Origin of the sequence: Psychrobacter sp. Pi2-52, assembly GCF_904846705.1 — a bacterium.
Classification (GTDB): Bacteria; Pseudomonadota; Gammaproteobacteria; order Pseudomonadales; family Moraxellaceae; genus Psychrobacter.
Genome location: NZ_CAJHBS010000025.1, coordinates 20,081 through 43,767 on the forward strand (window position 1 = coordinate 20,081; position 23,687 = coordinate 43,767).

The window sequence follows — 23,687 nt, forward strand, 5'->3', positions numbered from 1 at the left end:
AATCACGTAACAAGCACTGTAGACAGCAACCGCGCATCATCAAACGATTTATTCAGCAGGCTTGTTGGTATCAGCCTGTGCTTTTTCACGCACACGGATACCAAGCTCACGTAGTTGTTTGCTATCAACGCCAGCAGGTGCTTGGGTCAATGGGCAATCAGCTGTTTTGGTTTTTGGGAAGGCGATAACGTCACGGATAGAGCTTGCGCCTACCATCAACATAATCAAACGATCCAAACCAAATGCTAGGCCGCCATGCGGTGGCGCACCGAATTTTAGAGCATCAAGTAAGAAACCAAACTTGTCTTCAGCTTCTTGCTCACCAATGCCCAAGGCTTCAAGTACAGCTTGCTGCATATCGTAAGTATTGATACGTAAACTACCACCACCAATCTCAGTACCGTTCAATACCATGTCATAAGCGATAGAAAGGGCAGATTCTGGGTTGTTTTTCAACTCTTCAACTGAGCCTTTAGGCTTAGTGAACGGATGATGCATTGACGTCCAACGACCATCGTCAGTCTCTTCAAACATTGGGAAGTCAGTTACCCAAAGTGGTGCCCATTCACAAGTCGTCATTTCAAGATCTAGACCGATTTTTTGACGTAATGCACCAATTGCATCGTTCACGACACTGGCTTTATCCGCACCAAAGAAGATAATGTCGCCATCTTCTGCAGCAGTACGCTCGATCAAGCTCACAAGCACGTCATCAGTCATGTTTTTGATGATTGGAGACTGTAGGCCTGACTCTTTATCCACACCGTTGTTGATGCTGCTAGCGTCATTGACTTTGATGTAAGCCAAACCGCGTGCGCCATAGATACCAACAAACTTGGTATAAGCATCGATTTGCTTACGGCTTAATGATGCGCCACCAGGGATGCGTAGGGCAGCCACACGACCTTTAGGATCGTTAGCAGGGCCTGCAAATACTTTGAAGTCAACGTCCTTCATCAAGTCTGCAACGTCAACCAACTTTAGAGGAATACGTAAGTCAGGCTTGTCTGATGCATAGTCACGCATGGCTTCTGCGTAAGTCATGCGAGGGAACTGTTCAAACTCAACGTCCATCATTGTCTTAAACAAATGCTTGATAAGACCTTCGTTGATGTTCATGATTTCTTCTTCGTTTAAGAAAGACGTCTCGATATCCACCTGAGTAAATTCAGGCTGACGATCGGCACGTAAATCTTCATCACGGAAGCATTTAGCAATTTGATAATAACGGTCAAAACCTGACACCATCAATAATTGCTTAAATAGCTGTGGTGACTGCGGCAAGGCAAAGAAGTTACCTGGACGAGTGCGTGATGGTACAAGATAATCACGCGCACCTTCAGGCGTTGCACGAGTCAAGATAGGTGTCTCAACATCCAAGAAACCATGATCGTCTAAATAACGACGAATCGCTGAAGTTGCCTTGGCACGGAACACCATACGCTCTTGCATTTGCGGACGACGCATATCAAGATAACGATACTTCAGACGCAGGTCTTCAGATACAGTTGTTTTTTCGTCATTCAATGGGAATGGCGGTGTCTCAGACTTAGCCAATACTTCAATTTCTTTGCCCAATAGCTCAATCTGGCCACTGGTCATATTATTATTTTCAGTACCTTCATAACGACGACGTACGCGGCCAGTTATCTTTAGCACGTATTCAGGACGTACAGCATCAGCTGCTGCGAAAGCTTCTGGGGTATCAGGGTCGACCACGACCTGTAAGATACCTGCGCGGTCACGCATGTCTAAGAAAATCACGCCACCGTGATCGCGACGACGATGTACCCAGCCTACGATACTAATGGTTTGCTCAAGCAAGCTCTCGGTTACGGCTCCGCAATACTCGTCTCGGTATTCGCTATGCGTCATAGTGCTTTGCGTCATAATATAGTTATCCAGTTATCAGCCCAATTCGAAGTACAATAATGCAGCCATTGTTGTGCGTTTCAAGCTATTTGCAAAAAAAACACACAAACAACGCGATTAAGACATATGGTCATCACGTTGGCTGCAGAAAATTTGATATAAACGCATATTATGCCTAATCTGCCTTTGTTATACAACCAGCTGAGTTCAATCAAAGAACGGGAGTCTGCAAGTATCTGACGTATTTATTCAGTGATATTTATATTGGGTTAAATATTGTCATCATGCTTGAAAACACCGCTTAGTGTGCATATATCAACCGCACGCTAATAAAAACAGCCATATCAATATATTTACTGACTTGAGGATTTGTAATCATGCTATTTCATCCCCCTAAAAACCCTGTTGAGCTTAAAATACGCCACTTAAATGATGCTCAAAAGCAGCGCCGCGAAGATTTGATGGAAGCCACCCAAGGCAAAGCTGCCCTCAAACAGTTCAAAAAAGTCATGGCCAAAAAAGCCAAGCAAGCATTGAAAGCAAAAACTAAAAATAAGAAAAAACATACCGATGATAAGGCCCAAGTTTTTGTCCTTGATTTTGACGGTGATATCAAAGCAACTGCGGTCAAACATTTGCGTGAAGAAATCAGTACTTTAATTAGTACCGCAAATAAAGGTGACGAAGTTATCGTCCGTCTTGAATCAGGCGGCGGTTTGGTACACGGTTATGGTTTGGCCGCAGCGCAATTGGTTCGCCTAAAGGATGCTGGCTTAAAATTGACTGTCTGTGTTGATAAGGTGGCGGCGAGCGGTGGTTATATGATGGCCTGCGTTGCAGACAAGGTAATAGCCGCACCATTCGCTATCATTGGTTCAATCGGTGTGGTGTCACAATTGCCAAATTTTCATAAATGGCTAAAAAACCATGACGTTGATTATGAGATGTTTACCGCTGGTGACTACAAGCGTACGGTGACTGTATTTGGTGAAAACGATGCCGAAGACCGTGCCAAATACCAAGAAGAACTAGAGCAGACGCATGAGCTATTCAAGCATTTTGTTAATACCTATCGTCCAGAGTTAGATGTTGCCAAAGTAGCTACGGGTGAGCATTGGTATGGCGAAGATGCGTTAAAGCTTAACTTAATTGACAGTCTACAAACTTCAGACAGCTATATTTTAGAGCGTATGGAAGACAACGAAGTGTACGCACTTTATTCACGTCAGAAGCCGACGTTAGCAGAAAAGCTAGGATTGGCTCAAGCAGCAGAAGCGACACTGAGCATGGCTGTAGATAAATTACCTGATGCACTTGCACGTTTTGATTTGAACAGCCGCCTAAATATTCTGAAATAATGTTAGTTATCATTATGATAGTTAAATAATGGTATTTCAGCGCTCAGAATTTTTTGGATACATTGTTTATATTTTGTAAAAGGCGTGGCCTAGCTGGTCGCGCCTTTTTGCTGTTTATTGACAATTGCTGTGTTATAAATGTAGCACACGGAAAACAGTATACGTGCGTGCACTAAAGCTCTAGTAGAGCTTTTTATTAACATTTGATTTAGACAATCAATAAAGAAAAGGAAGTCATTTATGTCTAACGACAATTTAATGTTTACCGCAACAGAACATGGTCAAGCCATGCATGCCAAAGTCAAAGCGTTCATCGAAACGAATATTGAGCCTATCGAAGCCCAATTCTGGGAAGATTGTCATAAGAAAAACCCTGATGGTAATTGGGAAAACTGGGAGTGGCCAGAAGCCTACGAAAACCTGCGCAATCAAGCACGTGAAGAGGGCTTGTGGAATTTATTCTTGCCAGATGACACACTAGGTGCAGGACTGTCAGTCACTGATTATGCGCCTATCGCAGAGTTGACTGGTCGTAGCTTGCTAGCACCTCATGTATTTAACTGTAATGCCCCTGATAGCGGTAACATGGAGCTGTTATGGCGTTACGGTACTCAAGAGCAGCAAGACAAGTGGCTTACCCCAATCCTAGAAGGTAAGACACGCTCTGTATTCTGTATGACTGAGCCTGATGTGGCGTCAAGTGATGCAACCAATATGCAAGCAACAGCCGTAGTAGATGGTGATGAGATTGTCATTAATGGTAGCAAGTGGTGGTCATCTGGTCTTGGCGATCCAGCAGTTGATGTCTTGATTGTGATGGCATATACCGCGGATGAAAGTGCAGACCGTCATCATCAGCATTCGATGGTGCTTGTGCCAGTCAACACACCAGGTGTGAACATCAAACGTATGCTTAAAGTGTTTGGTGATTATGATGCACCGCACGGCCATGGTGAGATTAGCTTTGAAAATGTACGTGTGCCAGTCAGCCACTTCATTGGTGGACCTGGTAAGGGCTTTGAGATTGCACAGGGTCGTCTAGGGCCAGGCCGTATTCATCATTGCATGCGCTGTATCGGTGCTGCCGAAAAATCTCTTGAATTAGCGGTCAAGCGTGGTATGTCACGTACTGCCTTTGGTAAGCCATTACTACAATTGGGTGGTAACTTTGAGCGTATCAGCGAAGCCCGTATCAAAATCGACCAAGCACGCTTGCTCACATTGTACGCCGCCCAAAAAATGGATGCTCAGGGCACAAAAGCCGCATTGACTGAAATCTCTGCTATCAAAGTAGTGGCGCCAACTGTGTTACAAGAAGTCGTTGATATGGCGATTCAGATTCATGGTGGTATGGGCGTCTGTCAAGATACCTTGCTACCGAACTTTTATGCGCAAGCACGTGTACTACGTTTGGCAGATGGTCCAGATGAAGTGCATAAAACCATGATTGCTAAGCTGGAACTAAAACGTCAGGGCTTTAGTCGTTCTGCTAAATCTGACAAAGCTTAGCCTTAAGTTTAATCTTAACAAACGGTTGTGTGAGTTAGTTTCGATTTGCTCACGCAACTATCAAGAATAAGCCAATAAAAATTCTAATTGAAAATTCACTATTAACAACTTAGTAGTGAATTTTTCATCACTAGAGCGAGTCCTCATTTCAAAAATAGCGAGAAGAATGAGATAAATTGAATTGAGAACTAGCTCGCATATCTGTTATAAAAATAAATGACCACATGATAAGGAATGTCTCATGGCAACTGATAATAAAGTACTAGACAAAGGCGGTGCCGTACGCGAAGGTGAAGAGCTTGATGCCAAAGCAGTAAGCGCATGGCTTCGCGGTCAAGGTGTCGACGTGGTAGGCGAGCCTACGGTCACTCAGTTCTCAGGCGGCGCATCAAACTGGACGTATCGACTACAGTATGAAGGTGAAGATAAAAACCAAGATCTCATATTACGTCGTCCACCAAAAGGTACCAAGGCAAAATCTGCCCATGATATGGTGCGTGAGTACACCGTTCAAAAAGCGTTAAAAGATGCTTATCCTTATGTACCTGAGATGATTGCGCTGTGTACGGATGAAGTTGTTATCGGCGCTGACTTTTATGTGATGGAGCGGATGGAAGGTATTATTCCTCGTGCAGAATTGCCAGAAGGTATCGATCTAAATCCTGAGCAAACGCGTCTGCTTTGCACCAATGTATTAGACGCTCTGGTAGAGTTACATCAGATAGACTATACCGAGCATCCTGATTTGGTTAATTTGGGTCGCGGTGAAGGTTATTGCGAACGCCAGATCAGTGGTTGGGATAAACGTTATGTTAAAGCAAAGACGCCAAACGTACCAAGCTTTGCGCTGGTCAGACAATGGCTTGCTAAGCACACGCCTGCTGATAGCAAAACTTGTATCATTCATAATGATTGGCGCTTTGACAATGTCATACTTGATGCGGATGAGCCGACCAAAGTGATTGGCGTGCTCGACTGGGAGATGGCAACCCTTGGCGATCCATTGATGGACTTGGGTAGTGCGTTGGCTTACTGGATTGAAGAAGATGACAATATCATCATGCAGCAGTTCCGTCGTCAGCCAACACATTTAGAAGGCATGATGACGCGTGATGAAGTGGTTGAATATTATCTAAAACAGTCAGGTTTAGAGATAGATAATTGGACCTTTTATGAAGTGTTCGGATTGTTCCGCCTCTCAGGCATTATTCAGCAAATCTACTATCGTTATTATCATAAGCAAACCACCAATCCAGCGTTCAAAAATGCTTGGCTCGTTATACATGTCATGCATGCTAAATGTTTGAAACTGATTGCGCAATATGAAGGCGAAGCCTTATTCAATGCGCACGTTCAGCCGCATTTAGAAGACATAGGCGTAGATGCTGCTGCTATCGAGCAGTTGCCAAGCCCTGTTCAAAAAGTGGTCAAAAGTATTTTACCAAAAGGCTATTTTGCAAAAGCACCTGACTCTCCTGAAGCGTAAGCATTCAGCAAACCGTACTTTAGCAAATATGATAAAAGGTAATAATTTATGACAACCATACTTTTAGCACGTCATGGCCAAGCGTCTTTTGGACAAGAAAACTATGATCAACTCTCAGAACTAGGCACTGTTCAGGCACAAATGTTAGGTCAGCACTATGCAGCTACGCAGCGCCGTATTGATGCCATATTTACTGGTAGGTTGGTTCGACAGCAAGACTCAGCACGTCATTTTTGGGAGCGTTACCAATCATCTGTACATGTTAATAATAGCAATGGCACAGCTGTTGCGCCCGCAATCAACTTTGATCAGCCAGATAGTTATATTCTGCCGCAATTTGATGAATTTAATCATAAAGACGTGTTCGTGAAGTCAGCAGAGGCATCTGGCAATCGATCTGACATCTCAGCTGAAATCGCCAAAGCAGAATCGCCAGCGACACGACTGGCTGAGCTATTTGATCAAGCGATGCAGCGCTGGCATGCTGGTGATAATGATCAAGACTATCTTGAAAGTTGGCCACAGTTTAATAATCGTGCACAGCAGGCCCTTGAACAAGTACGTACGAAAGTAGCAAGCATGAGCTTAGATCAGGACAGCACCGTACTCGTATTCACTTCAGGCGGCGTCATCGCTGCAATCACTGCACAGTTATTGCGACAAGGCAGTCAGACCGCTTATCAGCTGAATAAAAGCTTGGTTAATACGGGTGTGACCTCTATTACTTTAAAAAATCAAAGTTCTCGCTTATTGTCTTTAAATGAATACAGTCATTTATTCTCTGATGGTAAACCGTTTGTGACATGGCGATAAATTTACATATGACTTGCGAATAATGTAGTGTCATACTTGCTTAAAGTATAAGCACTATCAGCGTTTATACTAAGAAATACTGATTTGATTCTGTGCAATATCGATATACAAAGGACGGTACATGCAAAACAAATTAATAAAATTGGTTGCTAAAAGTGCGCGCCATAGCAAAAACCAGATAGTAGGCGCGGTTCGACCTGCAAGTTATCTAAAAGACTTGAGTAAGCAGCAAGTAGGCAAAGGTAAAACGGTGCTTATCACAGGTGCCAGTTCAGGTCTGGGCGAGGGCATGGCCAGACTGTTTGCTAGCCTTGGCTACAACTTGGCTATATGTGCGCGTCGCACTGATCGTTTAGAGCATCTAAAATCAGAGATGATGGACAAGTACCTTGATATCCGAGTCGAATACCAAGCACTAGATGTGAGTGATTATGATACGGTTTTTCAAGTATTTGATGCTTTTGCAGATGACTTTGGTAGCATTGAGCGAGTAGTGGTCAATGCTGGCATTGGTGATAGTCGCCGCATTGGTAAAGGGCATTTTGAAACCAATCGTCGCACTGCTGATGTCAATTTTGTCGCCGCACTGGCACAGTGTGAAGCTGCCATGAATATCTTCCGTGCTCAGAACAATGGCCATTTGGTCGTGATATCGAGCATGTCAGCCATGCGCGGATTGCCTAGGCATCTGACGACCTATGGGGCAAGTAAAGCTGGTTTGGCTCACTTAGCAGAAGGCATTCGTGCTGATATGCTTCTGACCAATTTACCTATTAAAGTTTCTACGATTTACCCAGGTTATATTCGCACCGAAATCAACGAAGGCTCTAAGCCATTACCGTTCGAAGTCGATACAGATACGGGTACTAAAGCAATTGTCGCAGCTATCGAAGCGGGTGTGGATGAAGCCTGTGTGCCGAGCCTGCCTTGGTCTATGGTCAGCCATGCGATGAAGCACTTGCCATTACAAGTAATGAATAAACTAAGTTAATAAAATTGGTTTCCTAAGGTAGAAAAGGAGAAGCCTACTACAATAATAGTAGGCTTCTTCTATTTGCTCTGAAATAGCAGAGCAAGTATTACAACGTTTGAGGATTATTTGACATATGCTGTTCACGCAGCTTTTGACGTAGTACTTTACCAACATTACTCTTTGGTAGTTCACTGACAAACTCAATATGACGTGGACATTTATAACCAGTCAAATTTTCAAGTGCGAATTCTTTGATGACTTCTTTAGTGACGTTATTATCGGCAGGTACGATATAAATTTTAACCGCTTCACCTTGATTTTCATCAGGAATACCAATTACGGCACAATCGACAATACCATCACAATCAAGCATGACAGATTCGATCTCATTCGGAAATACATTGAAGCCTGAAACTAAGATCATGTCTTTCTTGCGATCTAGTAGAGTAAAGTAGCCTTTCTCATCCATGCTAACGATATCGCCAGTGCGGAAGTAGCCATCACGAGTAAAGTCATTGCTATTGTCTTTATTAAAGTATCCTGACATTACGTTTGGACCTTTGATACACATCTCGCCTGCTTGATGCATGCCAACACGCTCACCGTTTTCGTCAATCACGATAATATCGACACTCGGTACAGGTATACCAATAGTACCGTTGAACTTGCGGTCAGTGATAACGTTGGCAGTACCACCAGCCACGCCTTCAGTCATACCCCAACCTTCAACCATAGGGCAGCCAGTCACTTCTAACCAACGTGCTGCGGTTTGCTCAGTTGCCGCCATACCACCTGCTTGCGTAATACGTAGCGAGCTAAAGTCCAAATCTTTAAAGTTTGGTTGGTCAAGTAACCCTTTAAATAGAGTGTTGACTGCAGGGAAGATGTGGAACGGTTGTTTTGATAAGGTTTTGACAAACCCTGGCATATCGCGCGGATTAGGCACTAGGATAAAGGTATAACCTGAACGCATACCGAGCAAACTCAGCATAAAGGCAAAAATATGATACAGCGGTAAGGCCATAACCATATTGATGTATACCTCGTTGATACCTGAGGTCACAGGGCGATACCATGCCTCTGATTGCATAGCAGCAGCAACGACATTACGTTGTGTTAGGACAGCACCTTTAGATAAACCAGTCGTACCACCTGTATACTGCAAAATTGCTTTTTGTTGTAGGGTGGTTTTTGGTGCTTGAATCGGTAGGTTTTTTCCCTTTTTCAATACTTCAGGGAATTTAGTGACATTGTACTTAGGATCATTTAGATTGTATTTTGGAACCAAGCGTTTGACCTGACGAATGACCGTATTGACCAAAATACCTTTTAGACCCATCATATCGCCCATTTTCGATAGCACGATACGTTTGATATTGGTCTCTTCAATGACTTGCTCTAAAGCCTGGGCAAAGTTATCCACAACAAAAATAACCTGAGCGCCCGAGTCGTTCAATTGATGACGTAGCTCACGGCCTGTATATAGCGGATTGATAGGTGTACAAACGTAACCTGCACGCAGAATACCAATCATAGTCGGTAGGTATTGTGGAACGTTCGGCATCATGAGGGCCACTACGCTACCTTTAGGTAAACCTTGAGCCTGTAACCATGCTGCGACTGCCAGTGAAGCGTTATCAACATCACCATAAGTATGCGTAACACCCATACAGATAGTCATCGGATGCATACGAAAGCGGTTAAAACACTCTTCATATAACTCTATGAGGCTTTCATACTGATCAGGATTAATCGTCTTGGGTACATTTTCTGGGTATTGAGCAAGCCAAGGTTTATCTACAGTCATGATTAGCGTCCTTAAATATTAAAATAAATTAAGGCTCTATAAAAAAGTAGTCACATCCATGTCAACAATTTAAATCGCTGTTCCGTTAGCAAGAAATTGTCGAGTGCTATCCTATATGTTCACATACTGCTAAAATACGGGGCCCTTATAAAGTTTGATTTAATCACAGAGCATAAATAGCTCATCAGATTAAAAAACCAATTAATGTTTTGGTAATGGAAATAGCTACTAGTAATGCTGCTAATCAATCGATATGAATCATAATTATATAAGATCAAAATAACAGAAAGTATAGTGACACATTTTGGCAATACATTAACATAACTACAACCGTGCCTGTTATTCTTATACAAGAACTTGATAGTTTACAGTTAAATTTGATAAATGAAATAATATATGTTGAATAATCAGAGAATACCTAGACAAATAATTTACTTTCTTAACAAGTAATTAACATGAAATTTATTCAAAAAATGTCATATAGTTGAACGTAGAGGTAGATTCGTAGTAATGGTAATAGAGAAATTTTATAATTGAATGACAGAAGATGAATATATAAAAAGGGCATCTTACAATTACTGTAAGATGCCCTTTAATAAAAATAAATTCATGTCTTTAGAGTTTTTTAAAAATTGCCTCTATTTATATTTGAGGGTAGTCTGCATTGTGTTTTTCACGCAATTTTTGACGCAGTACTTTACCGACATTACTCTTTGGTAGGTCACTCACAAACTCGATGTGACGTGGACACTTATAACCCGTTAGATTGTCTAGCGCAAAATCTGTAATGACTTCTTTGGTAACATTATTGTCTTCAGGTACTACATATATTTTGACCGCTTCACCTTGATGACTATCAGGAATACCAATGACCGCACAGTCAAGAATGCCGTCACAGTCAAGCATCACAGATTCGATTTCGTTCGGAAATACATTGAAGCCTGAAACTAAAATCATGTCTTTTTTGCGATCTAGCAGTTTAATATAACCTTTGTCATCCATGCTGACGATATCACCAGTGCGGAAATAACCATCACTAGTAAAATCAGCACTACTGTCTCTATTTAGATATCCAGAGGTTACGTTAGGGCCTTTAATACATAGCTCGCCCCCTTCGTTTAAACCTACATGCTTGCCGTCTTCATCGATAATAATGACATCGACACCAGGGGCTGGTACACCGATAGTACCGTTAAACTCACGATTGGTAATAACGTTGGCGGTGCCGACTGCAACGCCTTCTGTCATACCCCAACCTTCGATCATCGCGCAGCCCGTCACTTCTAACCAGCGATTCGCAGTTTGCTCAGTAGCCGCCATACCACCAGCTTGTGAGATACGTAAAGAGCTAAAGTCCAAATCTTTAAAATTAGGATTATCGAGCAGCCCCTTAAAGAGGGTATTAACCGCAGGGAAAATATGGAATGGTTGTTTTGATAAAGTTTTAACAAATCCAGGAATATCACGTGGATTAGGTACTAGTATAAAAGTATAGCCTGAGCGCATACCAAGTAAACTCAGCATGAATGCAAAGATATGATACAACGGCAGTGCCATCACCATATTGATATACACTTCGTTAATTTCTGATGTGATAGGGCGAGTCCATGCTTCTGATTGCATCGCTGCTGCTACGATATTACGCTGTGACAAAATAGCGCCTTTCGAAAGTCCTGTGGTACCACCTGTGTATTGTAAAAATGCTTTTTGATCCAAAGACATTTTTGGTTGCTGAAAAGGTAGGTTTTTGCCTTTTTTCAATACTTCAGGAAGCTTAGTGACATGGTATTTAGGGTCGTTAAGGTTGTATTTGGGTACTAAGCGTTTGACCTGACGAATAATCGTATTGACCAAAATACCTTTCAAACCCATCATATCGCCCATTTTCGATAGGATGACACGTTTGATAGCCGTTTCTTCAATAACTTGCTCAAGTGCTTGGGCAAAGTTATCGACCACAAAAATTGCTTGGGCACCAGAATCGTTCAGCTGATGGCGTAATTCTCGGCCAGTATATAGTGGGTTGACAGGGGTGCACACATAGCCTGCACGCAGTATCCCAATCATGGTGGGCAGATACTGTGGAACGTTTGGCATCATGAGAGCGACGACACTACCTTTTGGCAAGCCTTGGTTCTGTAGCCAAGCAGCGACTGCCATTGAAGCGTTATCAATATCACCATAGGTATGAGTCACTCCCATACAGATGCTCATTGGGTGCCCACGGAAGCGATCGAAGCATTCTTCGTACAGCTCCATAATGCTGCTATATCTATCGGGATTAATGGTTTTTGGCACACCGGCTGGATATTGAGAAAGCCAAGGTTTGTTCGATATCATAGTTAGCATCCTTGCGATTTGATATAGGCTAAAGTATTTTGAAAAGGTAGTTATCAATCTATCAATGGTACAAACCACTACTTATTTAAGTGGTATCTACCGTAATCAATAGCATCCCTGTCTCTTGATTAATAGCTAGTTTTTTTGCTGCTGTCACAGCATTTTATTCAATGAGTATTTATATAAAGCATTAAATAGAACAAATAAATAAAAAGTTCAGTAATAAAAATAATGCTCGTTCTAAAACTATTTATCTGCTGCTCACAAATAAAGTATCAAAAAAACGATACATTTGAGCAATACATTAGCATGAATTTAGTCTAAAACAATAACAGTAAGCGATACTGATCAGTACATATATTAACTTATAAGAATATAGTAACTTTGCTGGCTGACAAAAGAAGGATTAGATAATTAATATTGGTGAGCTGACAAAAAACACAGGAATGTAGATGCTAAGATTATTGCGGTAAAATGAATTGATCTTTTTTATTAAAGAAACGTCGATAAATGAGTAATGCACTGATGGTGCAGCCAAGCGTGCTGCTGACACATATCAGGAACATAGTGACTATTTGATAGCGTACGGCTTGAGTGGGATCTGCGCCCGCTAGGATTTGACCCGTCATCATGCCTGGTAAGCTAACAATACCGACGACTAGCATAGAGTTTAAAGTTGGAGTCATGCCATTAGTGATAGCTGCCTTTATCTGCTCATGGACGGCTTCGAATGGCTTAGCAGATAGACTGAGCATCATCTCGATACGCCCTGATTGCTCATGAAAGGATTCAATCAATTGATTGCTCGTCAACGAAATGGCAGTCAGAGAGTTACCTAATATCAGACCCAATATAGGAATAATAAATTGCGGTGTATACCAAGGCTCAACATTCAAAATCGCTATAATCGCAATCGTCGTTACTAATATTGCTGAAATGCCGACTGCCAATAACGTATCTGTTAATAACCCTTTATAGCTGCGTTTGACACGATTTTTGGCGGCGCTTCCTGCAATTAGAGTCATTACCGTTAAAATAAGTAGCACTTCATACCATTGTTCACGTGCAAAAATCCACGCCAGTATCAGCCCAATAAAGCTCAGCTGTATGATCGTACGAAGTGCCGCTATTAAAAGGGTCTTGCTTAGCTTTAAACGTAAGCGCCAAGAGATGAGCAATACGATAATAATTAAACTGCTGGCAAGAGCGATATCACCATAAGTGAGAAAAATTTGCATATCATTCGTACCACTCGTATGAGCTTATTTAGGAAGTGATTATGGTAATAGTACATGGTGAGGGTTGAAGTTATTAACGTGCTAAATTGTCCGAGCAGCTATATGAAGACTTACTCATTTGATTAAATATTGCCAATCAAGAAGATGTCAAGAGTCTGCGGTAAGTACACCTGCTTGCATATGCCAATGTCTATTTGCCAAAGGCATAATATCTTTTGTGTCGTGAGTTACCCATAGGAGTGTGCGCTGTGCATCTGTGTGCAACCAGTTGATAAGTAAATTGACTATCTGTGCTGAAGTGTCCATGTCCAAAGCGGCAGTTGGTTCATCTAGCAATAGAACTTGTGGACTGAGTTGTAATAGACGCAATGTATTGACCAGTTGGCGCTCGCCACCAGATAAGTGCTTGGCGTCTTGTTGCAAAAAATCTGCACTTCTATCTAAGTGTTCAAGCTGAGCAACATGCCAGTCTATGTCAAAAGTCTGCGATTGATGAGCATGCAGTTGATAAGGCATTTGTAAGTTTTCAAGGACACTGCCGTCTAGCAATTGTGGATGCTGAGCGAGTAGGGCAACTTGCTGGCGCCACAGTACAGGTGCAGTTTTGTGAATATCATAGTAATCACTACTCAACTTGCCATCATTGCGCAAACGAACAGTACCGCTGCTCATGGGAAGTAACCCTGCCAATATTCGCAACAGTACTGATTTACCGCTACCAGACGCTCCTGTCAAAACAGTAACTTGCCCTGACAGTAGCGTACCGCTCGCACCGCTTATTAGCGTTCGATCAGGAGTTGATGGCTCTTTATCCAGTGAAGCGTCTGCGGTTAGCTTGCTTGCCCATTTTTGATAAATGCTATACGGCATAGAAGGTTTTTTCAGTGCTTCTTTGCTATTTTTAATGCTTTGAGCGTTTATTGTCCGTTGGCTATGTACCCATAGGTTATCAAATTCAAGCAATACTCTATCCGTATCTATGCTCATAGCAGTTCTACTGCTGATCATTCACTTGCTCGTCGATAGCTTGTTTGATCGTAACGCGCAGTTTTTTTGGCACACGAATAGGACGCATTCGTGGGGTTGTCGCTGAAGTATCTGGTTTATCGCTGCCTATCTCGTCATTACTCATTGGCTCTGGTTTGACGAGGTTTTGTACGCAGGCAATAACGATTTTGGTGCTGCTTAGGAGCTGGCTATCATCTGTTTCGGTAGTACTATGATTTGGTAGATTGCGATATATACTTTGGTAAAATATGATGCTGGCAGGTTTTAGCTCCACTTTATCAATACGTACGCTAATTACCTCATCTAATAGAATGGCTCTTTTGTATTGCAAGTCGGCCTGACTCACGACAAAATGCTGCACTTCACCACTGTCAGTCTGCAAAAAATATCCATTTAAGCCCAGCTCAGTAAACCAGTCGCGTCGGCAGTTTTCAAAAAACACCAAGTGATTGGCGTGATAGACTATACCGCCAGCATCAGTATGGTTAATATAAACGTTATAATCTTTAGCAAATAATGGTTTGGTCTTATCATTCATGGTTGGTGTCGTATTTTTTTGCTTAATTGTTGTCATAGTGATGCTCGATATTTTTAATAAGTATTGTTGAATAAAAGTGTTTCAGATAGACCAATAATAGATAGTGCTTATAATAGAGTTACTCTAGCTCAAGATTTCAGGCCATGCAACCGCTAGAACCGCTTACATTTGTTATCATAGTCGTTTATATTTCACCCATTTATAGAGCGCTATATTCTAACCAATCAGTATAGGACAGTTTATGACCCGTTTTGTCAGTTTTAACATCAATGGTATCCGTGCACGTCAGCATCAGCTCGAGGCGGTGCGCGAGGTAATCGATCCTGATGTCATGGGCCTACAAGAAACCAAGGTTCATGATGATCAATTTCCGCTTAGCGATATCGAAGGGCTAGGCTACCACGTAGAGTACTTTGGACAAAAAGGGCATTACGGCGTCGCACTATTATCCAAAGCTGCACCTGTATTCGTACAAAAAGGCTTCCCTGGCGAAGATGAAGAAGCCCAAAAACGCTTTATCCATGCACGTTATGAGTTTGAAGGTCGTGAAGTGGATGTGCTCAATGGTTACTTTCCGCAAGGAGAGAGCCAAGATCACCCGACTAAATTTCCTATGAAGCGCGCTTATTATGCCAATTTGATGGCTTATATTGATACGCTAAAAGCGGAAGGTCGTTCGATTATCGTCATGGGTGATATGAATATTGCACCAGAAGATATCGATATTGGTATTGGTGAAGTCAATGCCAAACGTTGGTTGAAAAACAGAAAAACCTCATTTCTGCCAGAAGAGCGCGAATGGTATTCAGCATTGATGTCGCGTGAGCTGACAGATACTTACCGTCTGCATTATCCAGAGAGCACCGAGTTATACAGCTGGTTTGATTATCGCAGTCGCGGCTTCAATGATGAGCCTAAGCGCGGTTTACGTATTGATCATATCCTATGCACTTCAGACTTAATCGATAAATGTATCGATGCTGGTATCAGTTATGAGCTACGTGCTATGGAAAAACCGTCTGACCATGCACCGATTTGGTCAGCATTTGACCTAAAGAAACCGTAATACTTATATACCGTGATACCTACATATAGTCAATTATCATGTCAATTAGATACGATGATTAGCTTGTTCAGTCTGCTGGTCGTAGTATTTTAGCTAGTTCTTCTTGTATTTGAATAATCTTGAACTGACTATATATTTATCACTTCGTATTCCGTAAATAACGATAAAAATTGAAAAATAAGGATCTTATTATGGCTGTTGGAAATGTATCAGTACCTGACGTTATCTATCCTATCGATGGTATCAAACTCAGTGCCACAGCGGCAGGTGTCCGTTATAAGGACCGAGATGATCTAGTAGTCATCGAAATATCTGACAGAGCTACTACTGCGGTTGTAACCACTAAAAACACCTTTTGTGCCGCGCCAGTGCGAGTATTGCGTGAGCACTTTGCTAAGGTTAGTCCGCGCTATTTAGTCACCAATACAGGTAACGCAAATGCAGGTACGGGCGCTGATGGTAAGCGCCGCGCTATTGATATCTGTACAGCATTAGCTGACAAAGCCGGTGTAGATACCAATACGATATTGCCATTCTCTACCGGTGTCATTGGTGAGCCGTTAAATAGTGATGCGGTCATCGCAGGTCTGGATAATGCATTGGCTAATCTAGCGCCTGATAGCTGGCTAGCCGCTGCTAATGGCATTCGCACGACAGATACCATTCCTAAATTAGCCAGCCAAAAAATTGATGTAGCAGGTACTAGCTATCATGTCACTGGTATGTCTAAAGGCTCAGGAATGATACGCCCAAATATGGCGACTATGCTGGGCTATGTGGCGACAGATGCTAATATCGCTGCTGACTTATTGCAAGAGATGCTAAGCGCTATCAATGAGCAGTCTTTCAACCGCATTACTGTCGATGGCGATACCTCAACCAATGACTGTTGTGTGTTAATCGCAACAGGTGCTGCTAGCTCAGAGGTGATTGATAGTCCAGAGCATCCACATTATCAGCCTGTATTTGATGCATTGGCTGATGTGTTTGTTCGTCTGGCACAACTGATTGTACGTGATGGCGAAGGCGCTACTAAATTCATGACGGTCAAGGTGACTGGCGGTCAAACCACGCAAGAATGCTGCGATGTGGCTTATGCAGTCGCACATTCACCTTTAGTAAAAACGGCATTCTTTGCCAGTGATGCTAACTGGGGACGCATATTAGCAGCAGTGGGCTATGCTGGTATCGAAAATTTAGATACAGAGCAAGTTGATGTGTATCTAGACGAGGTAATGATTTGTCAAAATGGCGGTGTTGCACCTGACTATACAGAGGAGGCGGGCAAAACAGTCATGAGCCGACCTGAGATTACCATTCATATCGACCTTGCACGTGGCGATGCCAGTGATACCGTATATACCTGCGATTTATCATACGATTACGTCAAAATAAATGCTGATTATCGTAGCTAGTCATTTTAAAAAACAGAATGTGCATAGTTGTATCAAAGCCAGAACAAATATTGTTCTGGCTTTTTAATGTCAAACTTCTGCTCAGTAGCAAATAACTCCGCTATTCAATACGCTTCATTAACATCAGTTGCAAAAGCTGACGTTACTTTACAAAGCAGTTATAGAGGGTAAGACGAATAGCGGCCTATACTGGTTTCAGTAAAAAGCAAATGACCTTGTTAGCTTGTAGCAAAGCAAGATAAGGTGTTCAAAACAATAAGTTTATCTAAGTAACAATGAATTACTAGCTAAATCAATAAATAAGCCAGTAACTAAGCTATCAATAAAGAATCAATAACAATTATCTGAGGATTGAATAATGAAGAAATTAGCACTTGCAGCATTGATGACGACTTTTGCCCTTTCTGGTTGCTCTACGATGAGTATGGATGATGAGCGCACGATGGTTGTTGAAGGACAACCTATGAATGTAAAAGTAGTAAACATCCCAAGTTTTGAAGTAGAAATCGCACCGCGTAAAGCAGTATGCGACTTAACTGCTACTGATGGCAGCATGGTTGAATCACAGTGCTTACAGTATCGTCAAACTTATCAGAAAAACTACACCACGCTAAATGGTAATATTCAAGGCTTTACCTATGAGCCAAACTATCGTTATGTCCTAGATGTACGTCAAGAAGCAGTAACAGCAGAGGGCTCTAATGTCGTACAGCCAGTTTGGATTTTAAACGAAGTGGTATCAAAAACTGCTGAATAATATTGATAGCAATATATAGACGATAAACCAGTTACAAAAGCAGTTATACATGACAAGAAGGCCTCTAACGAATTAGAGGCCTTTTTACGTGCTTATTGTTAGTAAATTATTTTTCGAGAAGTCGGATTAGCATTGACTGTAGTTGACACTGACGCCGCGCGTTGCTGTAGGGATTCTATTATCAGCATAAACCGCCAGGCCGCCTCGTGCCGTCTCTTTATATTTATCAGACATATCGGCACCTGTTTGCTTCATCGTCTCTATCGCTTTGTCTAAAGAGACGAAGTGCTGACCATTCCCTCTACAGGCTAGACGTGCTGCATTGATTGCTTTAACTGCACCCATCGCATTACGCTCGATACAAGGCACTTGTACCAGTCCGCCAATAGGGTCACAAGTAAGACCTAGATTGTGCTCAATGCCAATCTCTGCTGCATTTAGACATTTAGCTGGTGTGCCATTCATGATTTCTGCCAGTGCAGAGCCTGCCATTGCACACGCAGAACCAACTTCACCTTGGCAACCGACTTCAGCACCAGAGATTGAAGCATTTTGCTTGATAAGGCTACCGATAGCAGTGGCGTTTAGCAAAAATTTACGAACACCATTTTGGCTGTAGTTGGGCAAAAAATCACGATAGTAATGCAGTACGGCAGGAATGATACCTGCTGCGCCATTGGTTGGAGCCGTGACTACTTTACCGCCATTGGCATTTTCTTCATTGACGGCGAGCGCGTACAAATCGACCCAGTCCATAGCTGCTAACTTATCAGTCTTGGTTATCGGTTGGTCTTTTTCCGCACACAGCTGCGTATGCAAATCTTGGGCACGGCGTTTTACATCTAATCCACCCGGTAGGATACCGCCATTTTCACAGCCTTGTTTGACGCAGTCTTGCATCACTTCCCAAATGCTATCTAGATAAGCAAATACTTCTTCTTTGGCATGGAAGTGACATTCGTTTGCCAGTACCAATTCGCTGATGCTCAAGTGATGCTCACGACATTGCTCTAGTAGCTCTGCTGCGTTATTGAACGGGTAAGGAACTCTATCGATGGTCGGGCTGGCATGATCTTCGTCTGGGTTAGTTGCATCTTCTTCATTAATGACAAAACCGCCGCCAACTGAATAGTACGTCTGCTGATAGCGAATGCCTTCAGTTGAGATAGCGCGTAGCGTCAATGCATTAGGGTGATAAGGCAGCACAGTATCGTCATACCAGTAGATGTCTTGCTCTGTATCAAAAGCAATCGTATGCGTGCCTGATACATTGAGAATTTTGTCAGAGAAGATAGGAGATAGGTAGCTACTGGTCATGCGTGTGTCTATCGTGCTAGGCGTGTGCCCAAGTAGGCCTAGTAAAATAGCGGTATCTGTTGCATGCCCTTTTCCGGTCGCCGCCAAAGAGCCATACAGTTCAATCTCAATGGTCTTAACTGCAGTCAGTTCCATTTGCTCAGTTAGCGAGGTCAAAAATAAGTTTGCAGCGACCATCGGTCCGACTGTATGCGAACTGGATGGGCCGATGCCGATTTTAAATAAATCAAAAACACTGATCATAATAAGTCACCAAAAATTTTAAGCGCTTTAGCCTATTTTATCTATGGCATTGGGCGCTTTTGTGAAAAATATAATAGACAGCCATCGCTCCTAGTCACCATTGATAGGTGGGCGCGAGACACTATTTATGAAGGTTATAAGGTAAATGAGCACTGAGGGCAGTTGAATAATAACTTTTATTTATTTTGAAACTCCGTTATCATGCTCGCAGTCAACAACTATGTAACATCCTGTAAGTTGGTTATCATCGTAAAATAAGACGGATTAAAAAAGACTAAATTTTTCAGTCAGACATATCCGTATTCATACATCTAGCAAGATATGGCTATCATACCAAATAATACTTTTGGTTTGTCATATTACAACATAAATGAATGAATTGGGATGACATATTATAGATAGAAGGACTTAACGTTCTGCTATTTATACAAGCCCTTAGAAATATGTCCATTTATTAATATTCTTATTTTATCAGTTATTCAAGGGCGTATTGAACATTCACAAATAGGCACTGCTGATTGCTAAAACTGTTCTAGGCAAGGCGTAAAACGACGGTCATGTTCGTGCCTTAACTAGATTTATAACGCGGTATAGGACAGTTTTAGCATCAGCTCCAATATTAACAGAAGGAGACAGGGCTATTTTTTGCCATTTCACTGTTAAAAATAGACGCTTAGAATAACTAAACTTACTATTTTTAACGTCGAACTGTCTAAAAAATAGTCTCTGTCAGTGCCATGGTCGAATATTCAACACGCCCCAGCCTATTACTTTAGCTTAGCTCACATAGGACAAGCGCGCATGCCATCTCAAAAAGACCCTTCAACAGCGTCAGACAATAGCGCTCAAGATCTATCGACTCAAAATGCCTTGGAGTCTGCAGGCATTGATTCAGCCGCTATCAATTACCCGCACAATCCAGACTTCGAAAATGGCCGTTGGTTTCCGACATGGCGTCCTTATAAGGGCGATTTGGATCGTGACCCAGTTGGTATCAACGACTATCTACCTCCGTCAAAAAGCGTATTGCTCGGTATACAGCATACATTTGCGATGTTTGGTGCAACCGTGCTTGCACCTTTATTGATGGGGTTTGATCCTAACTTAGCTATCTTGATGTCCGGTATCTGTACGGTAATGTTTTTTATGATTACCGGTGGGCGCATGCCGAGCTACTTGGGATCAAGCTTTGCTTTTATTGGTCCAGTCATCGCGGTGACCGCTTATGCAGGCGCAGGGTTCAATGACAATCTAAATGTTGCGCTAGGCGGTATTATGGCCTGTGGTATTATTTATGCATTGATTGGTCTGCTAGTGATGAAGACGGGTACAGGTTGGATTGAGCGTTTGATGCCGCCTATTGTGACGGGTGCGATTGTCATGATTATCGGTCTTAACTTGGCGCCAGTGACCATTCAAGGGGTGTCTGCCAATCAGTTTGATGCTTGGATGGCCACCTTGACCGTACTGCTCATTAGTGGTGTGGCAGTATTTACTCGCGGTATGTTGCGTCGTCTGTTGCTACTCGTCGGTTTGGTTCTGTCGTATGTTGCTTATTTTGTCATGACCAATATTCTAGGCTTTGGTACTGCGATTGATTTTAGTACGGTAGCCGCCGCTTCATGGTTTGGACTACCAAGCATTCATACGCCGCGCTTTGAGATGAGCGCTATTATCCTAATTGCACCTGTGGCCTTTATTTTGGTGGCTGAAAATCTAGGGCACTTTAAGGCAGTAGAGGGCATGACCAAGGCTCGTGTAACTCCTTATATGGGCCGAGCATTTTTGGCGGACGGTTTAGCCACGACCTTTTCAGCAGGATTTGGTGGTACAGGTGTTACTACTTACGCTGAAAACATCGGTGTCATGGCGGTTACCAAAGTGTATAGCACGACGATATTTGTCGTAGCAGGTTTGGTTGCTATCATATTGGGACTGTCACCAAAGTTTGGTGCGATCATTCAGACCATCCCAGCGGCTCTATTGGGCGGTGCTTCTATTGTTGTCTTCGGCCTTATCACGGTTGCTGGGATAAAAATCTGGATCGATAGCCATATTGATTTTAGTAAAAACAGCAATCTGATTATTGCAGCAGTAACGGTCATTATGGGTACTGGTAATTTTAGCTTGCATTTGGGTGGCTTTGATTTAGGCGGTATCGGTACTGCTACTTTAGCCGCTATTGTGTTGAATGCCTTGTTTAACCAAAGCTTTGAAGCGAAATAAGTAATACTGATGAGAGTGAAGTTTGCGCCTATCAAATAAAGATGGTCAAAGCATATCTCATCTAACAAAAAGCGCCCATGCTATAGATAGCATGGGCGCTTTTTTATGGCAAGCATGGATATCAGTGAGCCTTTCTGCTGTAGAGGTTTGATAGTTCTGATTCGTAGATCTTACCAATCATATAAACCCGTTAGCTTGGCCTGTGAGCTGAGTCAATTCAATTACAACTTGACTATTATGAACAAAACCTCTTGCATAATGACTTCAAAATCGAGCATATATTCATCAGTATCGTAGGATAGGTATATTTTTATAGTTTCTCTATCGCAGCTTTGTCCAATTGCTCGATATTCATCAGTCCGAGTGCCACTCACATATTGATGACATTGTATGATAGTTTCTATCAATGAATATTCATTTCGTACCAGCTTTTGTTTTTAGGTTAATATTTTTTTTCATAGAAGCTAGTCTTCAATTAGCGGTTAAAACGATTACAAGCAACTCTTTAGTTTAAAAAACTATCCCAAACAATAAGATCATAGGTAGGATTGTATAAACTTTCATAAGCAAACCGTTTATCGCTAAAGAAATACCTATCATCGGATTTATCAACAGTTTAGTAGGTGTTAATAACAGAAAAAATACATATTGTTATATATTGATAATTCTATCCCTGATTTAACATAACTGAAAGGACTATCAATATGAATCATATCTACCGTGTTGTTTTTAACCGTTCTTTGGGCGTGTATCAATGTGTGTCTGAGCTTGCAAAAGCACAGGGTAAATCATCTGGTCGTTCGGCAATTAGTGGTAAACGTTCATCATTCATTGTTTCTAGTTTATCTATAGCGATACTAAGTACAATGGCGGCAAATGTTGCGCAAGCAGCTATTTATAACAGTGGTAATACACAACCATTATCTGGTGTTTATAAGCCTATCGATGATGTAATAACGGGTCAAGGAACTGTCTTAAAAACTGATAGTACTCTAGTGGGTGACTCTGACAATGGTGTGTTACGAATTCAAGAGTCGGGTAAGCTTAAAAATGCAGGTTACATGGCCGTAGGTAGTGCTTCCGGTGCAAGTGGTCAGGTAACTGTCACAGGTCTTAATTCACAAATAACCGCTGATGCATTAGACATCGGTATTGGTGGTGAAAGTAGCGTAATTATTGAAGAGGGTGGTAAAGTTTTAGTAGGTGATAGAGTAAATATTTTTTCTGACTCTGCTAATGGCAATTTAGGAAGTATGACTGTCACTGGACTTGACTCAAAACTTGCTACTGAAAATATTTTTATCAATGGTGGAACCTTAAATATCAATGATAGCGGAAAAGTAAATACTAGTAGGTTTGCTATCGGCACTGGTACTGGTACTGGTACTGGTACTGGTACTGGCATAGGTGCTAATGATCTAGGTGAATTAAAGGTTAATGGTAATGATTCGAAACTGATAGTCAATGATAATTTATATGTTGGAGACAAAGGTAAAGGTAGCGTTACTATAGAAGCTGGTGGTGAAGCTAAGATAGATAATGATATTTACGTTGGCTCTGCAGCTGGTAGCGAAGGTAATTTGAACGTAACTGGTGTGGACTCAAAACTGGTTAGTGGCGATGATTTATATGTCGGAGATGAAGGTAAAGGTAGCGTTACTATAGAAGCTGGCGGTGAAGCTAGGATAGATGATGATATTTACGTTGGCTCTGCAGCTGGT

Annotated in this window: 17 protein-coding genes; 10 read left to right on the top strand and 7 right to left on the bottom strand. The window is 42.0% G+C overall.

Annotation, left to right across the window (positions count from 1 at the left end):
- Nucleotides 1-48: 48 nt before the first annotated feature.
- Entirely contained in the window at nucleotides 49-1,875 is a 1,827-nt protein-coding gene (gene aspS, locus JMY00_RS11945) for an aspartate--tRNA ligase (RefSeq protein WP_191115386.1), read from the bottom strand.
- 374 nt (nucleotides 1,876-2,249) lie between these two features.
- Between aspS and sohB the strand changes: the two genes are divergently transcribed.
- The 5 genes from sohB to JMY00_RS11970 all read left to right on the top strand — a co-directional run bounded on the left by sohB (nucleotide 2,250) and on the right by JMY00_RS11970 (nucleotide 8,029).
- Nucleotides 2,250-3,230, top strand: coding sequence for a protease SohB (gene sohB, locus JMY00_RS11950; RefSeq protein WP_160021877.1), 981 nt, complete (start codon nucleotides 2,250-2,252; stop codon nucleotides 3,228-3,230).
- Nucleotides 3,231-3,488: 258 nt separating this feature from the next.
- On the top strand, nucleotides 3,489-4,739 hold the full coding sequence (locus JMY00_RS11955; protein ID WP_240990744.1) for an acyl-CoA dehydrogenase family protein: 1,251 nt from the start codon (nucleotides 3,489-3,491) through the stop codon (nucleotides 4,737-4,739).
- Nucleotides 4,740-4,980: 241 nt separating this feature from the next.
- Nucleotides 4,981-6,225 (top strand): phosphotransferase family protein, encoded by a 1,245-nt coding sequence (locus tag JMY00_RS11960; RefSeq protein WP_201580298.1) that lies wholly within the window; start codon nucleotides 4,981-4,983, stop codon nucleotides 6,223-6,225.
- A 48-nt stretch (nucleotides 6,226-6,273) separates the two neighbouring features.
- A complete protein-coding gene (locus JMY00_RS11965) occupies nucleotides 6,274-7,038 on the top strand; it encodes a histidine phosphatase family protein (protein WP_102092865.1) in 765 nt (254 codons plus the stop codon).
- 121 nt (nucleotides 7,039-7,159) lie between these two features.
- Nucleotides 7,160-8,029, top strand: coding sequence for an SDR family oxidoreductase (locus tag JMY00_RS11970; protein WP_201580299.1), 870 nt, complete (start codon nucleotides 7,160-7,162; stop codon nucleotides 8,027-8,029).
- Nucleotides 8,030-8,117: 88 nt separating this feature from the next.
- Here JMY00_RS11970 and JMY00_RS11975 read toward each other — a convergent pair whose 3' ends face one another.
- The 5 genes from JMY00_RS11975 to JMY00_RS11995 all read right to left on the bottom strand — a co-directional run bounded on the left by JMY00_RS11975 (nucleotide 8,118) and on the right by JMY00_RS11995 (nucleotide 14,978).
- On the bottom strand, nucleotides 8,118-9,818 hold the full coding sequence (locus JMY00_RS11975; protein ID WP_201580300.1) for an AMP-binding protein: 1,701 nt from the start codon (nucleotides 9,816-9,818) through the stop codon (nucleotides 8,118-8,120).
- A gap of 642 nt (nucleotides 9,819-10,460) precedes the next feature.
- A complete protein-coding gene (locus JMY00_RS11980) occupies nucleotides 10,461-12,158 on the bottom strand; it encodes an AMP-binding protein (RefSeq protein WP_201580301.1) in 1,698 nt (565 codons plus the stop codon).
- Nucleotides 12,159-12,619: 461 nt separating this feature from the next.
- Nucleotides 12,620-13,396, bottom strand: coding sequence for an iron export ABC transporter permease subunit FetB (gene fetB / locus JMY00_RS11985; protein ID WP_201580302.1), 777 nt, complete (start codon nucleotides 13,394-13,396; stop codon nucleotides 12,620-12,622).
- A gap of 147 nt (nucleotides 13,397-13,543) precedes the next feature.
- A complete protein-coding gene (locus JMY00_RS11990; protein ID WP_201580303.1) occupies nucleotides 13,544-14,383 on the bottom strand; it encodes an ATP-binding cassette domain-containing protein in 840 nt (279 codons plus the stop codon).
- A gap of 7 nt (nucleotides 14,384-14,390) precedes the next feature.
- Nucleotides 14,391-14,978 (bottom strand): thioesterase family protein, encoded by a 588-nt coding sequence (locus JMY00_RS11995; RefSeq protein ID WP_201580304.1) that lies wholly within the window; start codon nucleotides 14,976-14,978, stop codon nucleotides 14,391-14,393.
- 205 nt (nucleotides 14,979-15,183) lie between these two features.
- Here JMY00_RS11995 and xthA point away from each other — a divergent pair, with 205 nt between their 5' ends.
- From xthA to JMY00_RS12010, 3 genes are all read left to right on the top strand, one after another.
- Nucleotides 15,184-16,008: an exodeoxyribonuclease III gene (gene xthA, locus JMY00_RS12000; RefSeq protein ID WP_057759777.1), complete on the top strand. Its 825-nt coding sequence runs from the start codon at nucleotides 15,184-15,186 to the stop codon at nucleotides 16,006-16,008.
- Nucleotides 16,009-16,199: 191 nt separating this feature from the next.
- A complete protein-coding gene (argJ, locus tag JMY00_RS12005) occupies nucleotides 16,200-17,423 on the top strand; it encodes a bifunctional glutamate N-acetyltransferase/amino-acid acetyltransferase ArgJ (protein WP_201580305.1) in 1,224 nt (407 codons plus the stop codon).
- A gap of 358 nt (nucleotides 17,424-17,781) precedes the next feature.
- Nucleotides 17,782-18,180, top strand: a complete 399-nt coding sequence (locus JMY00_RS12010) for a DUF4377 domain-containing protein (RefSeq protein WP_101204449.1) — start codon at nucleotides 17,782-17,784, stop codon at nucleotides 18,178-18,180.
- Nucleotides 18,181-18,306: 126 nt separating this feature from the next.
- Here the strand turns inward: JMY00_RS12010 and JMY00_RS12015 are convergent, their stop codons facing one another.
- The gene (locus tag JMY00_RS12015; protein ID WP_201580306.1) at nucleotides 18,307-19,740 is read right to left on the bottom strand and encodes an L-serine ammonia-lyase; all 1,434 of its coding nucleotides are present in this window, start codon (nucleotides 19,738-19,740) and stop codon (nucleotides 18,307-18,309) included.
- Between the two features lie 801 nt (nucleotides 19,741-20,541).
- Here JMY00_RS12015 and JMY00_RS12020 point away from each other — a divergent pair.
- Nucleotides 20,542-21,966: a solute carrier family 23 protein gene (locus JMY00_RS12020; RefSeq protein WP_240990743.1), complete on the top strand. Its 1,425-nt coding sequence runs from the start codon at nucleotides 20,542-20,544 to the stop codon at nucleotides 21,964-21,966.
- Between the two features lie 704 nt (nucleotides 21,967-22,670).
- Nucleotides 22,671-23,687: ESPR-type extended signal peptide-containing protein (locus JMY00_RS12025; protein WP_201580307.1), on the top strand; the 1,017-nt coding region annotated here is incomplete at its 3' end.

Bases quoted from the DNA above. Each gene is read 5' to 3' on its own strand.
- aspS (WP_191115386.1), bottom strand. From the start codon at position 1,875: ATGACGCATAGCGAATACCGAGACGAGTATTGCGGAGCCGTAACCGAG.
- sohB (WP_160021877.1), top strand. From the start codon at position 2,250: ATGCTATTTCATCCCCCTAAAAACCCTGTTGAGCTTAAAATACGCCAC.
- JMY00_RS11955 (WP_240990744.1), top strand. From the start codon at position 3,489: ATGTTTACCGCAACAGAACATGGTCAAGCCATGCATGCCAAAGTCAAA.
- JMY00_RS11960 (WP_201580298.1), top strand. From the start codon at position 4,981: ATGGCAACTGATAATAAAGTACTAGACAAAGGCGGTGCCGTACGCGAA.
- JMY00_RS11965 (WP_102092865.1), top strand. From the start codon at position 6,274: ATGACAACCATACTTTTAGCACGTCATGGCCAAGCGTCTTTTGGACAA.
- JMY00_RS11970 (WP_201580299.1), top strand. From the start codon at position 7,160: ATGCAAAACAAATTAATAAAATTGGTTGCTAAAAGTGCGCGCCATAGC.
- JMY00_RS11975 (WP_201580300.1), bottom strand. From the start codon at position 9,818: ATGACTGTAGATAAACCTTGGCTTGCTCAATACCCAGAAAATGTACCC.
- JMY00_RS11980 (WP_201580301.1), bottom strand. From the start codon at position 12,158: ATGATATCGAACAAACCTTGGCTTTCTCAATATCCAGCCGGTGTGCCA.
- fetB (WP_201580302.1), bottom strand. From the start codon at position 13,396: ATGCAAATTTTTCTCACTTATGGTGATATCGCTCTTGCCAGCAGTTTA.
- JMY00_RS11990 (WP_201580303.1), bottom strand. From the start codon at position 14,383: ATGAGCATAGATACGGATAGAGTATTGCTTGAATTTGATAACCTATGG.
- JMY00_RS11995 (WP_201580304.1), bottom strand. From the start codon at position 14,978: ATGACAACAATTAAGCAAAAAAATACGACACCAACCATGAATGATAAG.
- xthA (WP_057759777.1), top strand. From the start codon at position 15,184: ATGACCCGTTTTGTCAGTTTTAACATCAATGGTATCCGTGCACGTCAG.
- argJ (WP_201580305.1), top strand. From the start codon at position 16,200: ATGGCTGTTGGAAATGTATCAGTACCTGACGTTATCTATCCTATCGAT.
- JMY00_RS12010 (WP_101204449.1), top strand. From the start codon at position 17,782: ATGAAGAAATTAGCACTTGCAGCATTGATGACGACTTTTGCCCTTTCT.
- JMY00_RS12015 (WP_201580306.1), bottom strand. From the start codon at position 19,740: ATGATCAGTGTTTTTGATTTATTTAAAATCGGCATCGGCCCATCCAGT.
- JMY00_RS12020 (WP_240990743.1), top strand. From the start codon at position 20,542: ATGCCATCTCAAAAAGACCCTTCAACAGCGTCAGACAATAGCGCTCAA.